This is a genomic window from Candidatus Chordibacter forsetii, assembly GCF_964187505.1.
Lineage (GTDB): Bacteria > Verrucomicrobiota > Verrucomicrobiia > Opitutales > Seribacteraceae > Chordibacter > Chordibacter forsetii.
Map to the genome: position 1 here is coordinate 1 of NZ_CAXLML010000038.1, position 4,607 is coordinate 4,607.

The 4,607-nt window shown below is 47.6% G+C and carries 3 protein-coding genes; 1 reads left to right on the forward strand and 2 read right to left on the reverse strand.

All coding sequences use genetic code 11. The annotated features are described in order from the left end of the window. Nucleotides 1-3,132, reverse strand: a 3,132-nt coding sequence (locus ACKPQ4_RS01700; RefSeq protein ID WP_407679481.1) for a DUF7133 domain-containing protein, incomplete at its 3' end; no start/stop codon positions are given. Between ACKPQ4_RS01700 and ACKPQ4_RS01705 the strand changes: the two genes are divergently transcribed. Beyond that, nucleotides 3,074-3,811, forward strand: coding sequence for an FKBP-type peptidyl-prolyl cis-trans isomerase (locus tag ACKPQ4_RS01705; RefSeq protein ID WP_407679482.1), 738 nt, complete (start codon nucleotides 3,074-3,076; stop codon nucleotides 3,809-3,811). The genes ACKPQ4_RS01700 and ACKPQ4_RS01705 overlap by 59 nt on opposite strands. Nucleotides 3,812-3,827: 16 nt before the next feature. Here ACKPQ4_RS01705 and fbp read toward each other — a convergent pair. Beyond that, nucleotides 3,828-4,607 (reverse strand): class 1 fructose-bisphosphatase (gene fbp / locus ACKPQ4_RS01710; RefSeq protein WP_407679483.1); only part of this gene is annotated, 780 nt, incomplete at its 5' end.

The window sequence follows — 4,607 nt, forward strand, 5'->3', positions numbered from 1 at the left end:
ACCTAGACCCTGCAAAATAACATACCGCACATCTGCTTTATCATCTCCATCCGTGTCTTTTAAGAAAAGTAAATCAGGACCCGAAGTAACCAATACTCCACCATTCCAAAACTCAAAACCTACCGGGTTGTGAACTTTGGCAAACTCAATGATCCGGTCCGCTTTGCCATCGTTATTGTCATCGGGCAGAATTACCAAAGCATCGTTCATTGGCTGCATAGGTTCCCACATCGGATAGGTTGGCCAGACAGCGGCCCACAGGCGTCCTTTTGTATCTACCTGCATTTGCACTGGATTGATCAGCTCAGGGAATTGCTTTTCGTCAGCAAACAAATTCACTTCAAAATCATCGCGTACAGACAAGCTTTTTAAACTTTCCTTAGGACTCAAGTATTTGGTGGACCCTTCCTTGATCGCACTCGAACTGATGCTCCCACCTCCCACATTGGAGACGACTTTGATGGGGGCTGGCACATTGGAGTCATCCACCTTGCTTTTTTTACCCTGAGCAACTTTCCAGATATTCTGGTCTCGGTTGGCGGTCATCACATCCAGCATGACGAGTTCATGCTGCAAAACCAAGCCATTGGCCTGGTCATCGACAAAGCGCAACTTGGAACGGCTTCCCCAGATGTCATTGCCATCCGTAGCCCGGTAGCGGTTAAACCAGTGCCAGTTTTTGTCAAGAACAGCCTGGCGGAGAGTTTCCAGGGAAGCTTTTGCCTCCACCTCTTTTTTAAGAAGTGCCTTTGCGATGATCTCTGCAAGCAATCGGTTACCCTCCTCATTCAAGTGAGCCCCGTTAATTGTTAGTGGTTGAGTAGTCTTTTGGAAAAGCGACAGAGTTGGATTGTAAAGATCAACAAATTCAACTCCAGTAACTTTCGCGACTGCCTCAGTGACTTTTGCATAGAGAGCGAGGTTCCTGTTTTGAAGTTTTCCACGGGGAAGGTTGCGGTCTTTCAAGTTTTGAAATGCGATTGGACTGAACAAAACAATACGGGGTAAACTCTCCCCGTTGGCTTTGGTCTCACGAATATTCTTTATGAAATTAAGTAAATCCTGCTTATACCTGCTCGTACCCTTTTCACCATCAAAGGATTCGTTGTAACCAAACATGGCAAAGACCGCATCCGCTTTCACATGACGGAGGTAGTCGTTCATTTCAAGAAACCCCTTACTCCTCGGGTAACTATTGGGTCGGTCGCCAGAAAGGCTCATATTTCGGAAGCTTACTTCTTGGCCAACGAGTTCACTTTGCAGCAGAGCCTCAGTCCAACCGTCATGTTGCATACGATCGGCTAAGCCATTCCCAAGAATGGCGATTCGATCCCCCTTCTTGAAAGCAAAGGGTAATTCGTCCCGGTATCCATCAGGCACTACTGCCTTCTTAGAAACGGGCTTGGCCACCTCGGGTTCACGCTGTCCGTTGTAGAGGAAAAAATCGATTACGGTTCTAAACCTTAAGGTAAACTTGGTACGCTGGGCACCTTTTGTTTTTCCGCTCTTGTAAACCTGCTTACGATTGGCATCCAATAGTTGAATGGTGAACCCATTGAGCCGTGACTCAAATCCTTTACGGTTCCAAACTTCCACCTCATCAATTTTATACTCACCGCCCAAATCCACTTCCCACCAGGGATTAACGGACCCAAATCCATCGGTGTGGGTTTGTCCGCCCTTGTTGTAATCGGGGTTTTTATTACCATCGATTGCCCTGGAGGCGACTCCACCTGCCCCCGTGCTCGATTGGGTGGCCTTCCCCTTGGGAGCAATATTCTTCCCACCACTAATGACCTCCACTTCATTTAGGGTGAGAATCCGGTTATCATCCGCGACCTCAACCCGAACATAACGGGCACCCTTGCGAATGTTTTGATTCTTCGCCGTGATGGACTGAACTTTTTGAACAACTGCCTTGGGATCGGCAGGAATCGCTCCGTTTAAATCGGCATACATGAGCGGCTTCACTCCTTTGACCTCTCCGCGGTTCTCAAACTTGGTGGGATTGTATGGGCCGACAAAATCGATCTTGGAGTCCGCCTTAATTTCGTTCTCCAAACCAACCGTCCAATAGATTCCGTTCAAAATAAGACGGCGGTACCCGGAATTGAGCAAATCCTGGGAGGCACCGTATAAAGAAGTAAACACCCTCCCCTTTTTTCCGTTTTTGCCAGTATACTCCCGGGTCCATTCACTTGCCTTGGGTGGCTTCTGCGGATCATCTTTACCGTCTGGCTTCATCGACATCAGGGGCTGAGCCATGGTCAGAATATTCCAGTCTGCTTGGGGTTCGGCATTGTACCCACCCGCCTGTACATGAACCTTATTCACTCCACGTAAGATCGGATGCTTTTTCTTTGCTTCAATCAGATCGATGCGGGTGCTCTGCCTATGGTTTTGCCCATAGTGCCCCACCCATGACTGCCCAAGTATCTGTTCTCCAAAGCCACCATTGTATTCTTTACCTGTATAACGAAAGCTGTACTTAGCATAGGGATCATTGGCCCGGTTCTTGTCATATTTAAAAGCATGCGTCGAAGTACGAAGCCCGACCACTGGACCAGCCCGGCCAAAATAGTCGTCAAGATGCTTCATCTGTTCGGAAGGAAGGGCCAAAAAACGTACAAAAAAGACCAGCCCGTCTGCTTTTTGTAAAACTTCCAAGCCAGGAATGTTCGATATCCCAGCTTGGATTTCTCCCTGATCAGTAACCCCAAACAAAACCGTACAATCAAAACCACCGTGAACTGAGAGAATTCTCGCAAGTGCGGGTATGGTTTCCTCGGCACGGTACTCATGATCGCTCGCCACCAGGACTAAGTGCTTGCCCTGCCCGGGACCATTGCCCCCTTTGTAAACAACACTTTGAGCAAAGATAGATGTGCAAATTGTGCACAGCGTTAGAAGAAACAACGGGAGGGAGGAATTGATTCGCATATTCAGTTCGTAAAAATCCCTTCTGCACAACGAGCTAAGATTTGTCCAATCAAGAAACACAAAGAATTCAATTTTTATTTTAGAAGGAAAGGTTCTGGGTTGACTAAAAATCCGTAGCTGTGAGCGTTGTGCGATGACTAATTCCTTAATCTCTCGATCGACCGCTTGCTTACTTGCCGTCGTTTTGCTCACAGGGCTCTCATGCCTTCGCCTCACAGCTGAGGAAAAAACTAAAGTCCTTCCTGACCAGGCAACCTATGAAGCCATTGGTATGATGATTGCACACGGATCTGGCCTCCACAAGATGGGCTTTGAAGATTCTCAGGTTGAAGCCATTCTAATTGGATTAAAAAAAGGATTTTCTCTCGAAAAAATTCCTGCGGAGATGCAAGCCCTTCAGCCCAAGGTTCAAGCAATCATGATGGAAAAGATGCAGGCCGTTCGACAAGCTGCTCAAGCAGAACAGGCCAAAGATGCTCTCATTAACAAAGAAAAAGCTAAAGAATTCTTTGCTCTGCTTGCCTCCCAAGAAGGAGTTAAGCAAGACCCTACCGGCTTTTACTATGAAATCCTCAAGCCAGGTAAAGGTGCCACACCCACAATGGAGGATACCGTACGCCTGCATTACCACGGCACTCTGACGGACGGCACCGTATTCGACAGTTCGGTTGATCGGGGAGAACCTGCCAGCTTCCCCATGAATGGGGTGATTAAAGGCTTTTCTGGTGGCCTTACCAAAACCCAAGTAGGTGGTAAAATTAGAATCTACATACCAAGTGAGCTTGGCTATGGAGACAACCCTCGACCCGGCGGTAAAATTAAGCCCGGAGATACATTGATCTTCGAGTGCGACCTACTTGAAATCCTGTAAATTGTTTCCGGATCTACTAATCTTCCAAGGCAACAAAATCTTCCATTTCCGCCTTACTTCCGACAACTAAAGGTACTCGTTGATGTATACTAGTGGGCTTTACCTCCAGCATACGATTTTTTCCGTCTAAAGCCACCCCTCCAGCCTGTTCGGCAAGGAAGGCAACCGGATTGGCTTCATAAAGCAGTCTTAACTTTCCTTCTGCATTGTCCGCGGTCGGAGGATATAGAAATACTCCGCCTTTAAGCAAAGTTCTGTGAAAATCAGCCACCATTGACCCAATGTAACGGGAAGAATACTTCGTACCGTATTGGCCGTTCCTCAAGCCTGCCAAGTATTTGTTGTATTTATCAGGAAAGCTGTCCGCATTAGCCTCGTTAACTGAATAATACTTCCCCCGATCAGGCATCGTCATATTGGGATGACTCAGAACATAAGCGCCAATTGCAGGGTCCAATGTAAACCCATGCACTCCGTGCCCCACACTATACACCAGAATGGTGGAAGATCCGTAGACTACATAACCTGCAGCAACCTGCTCCGTACCCGGTTGCAAAACCCAAGCTTCAGGGTTATCTCCGGCTGCACCTTCAGGACGCCGCAAAATGGAAAAGGTCGTACCCACACTGACATTGACATCAATATTGGAAGAACCATCCAAGGGATCAAAGACAACCGCATATTTGGCTTCACTATCTCCTTTGTGCACAATCATAGGCTCTTCATTTTCTTCAGAAGCAAGCACCCCCACACTCGCCCTACTAGTGAGCGCCTGCACAATCGCTTCATTGGCGAT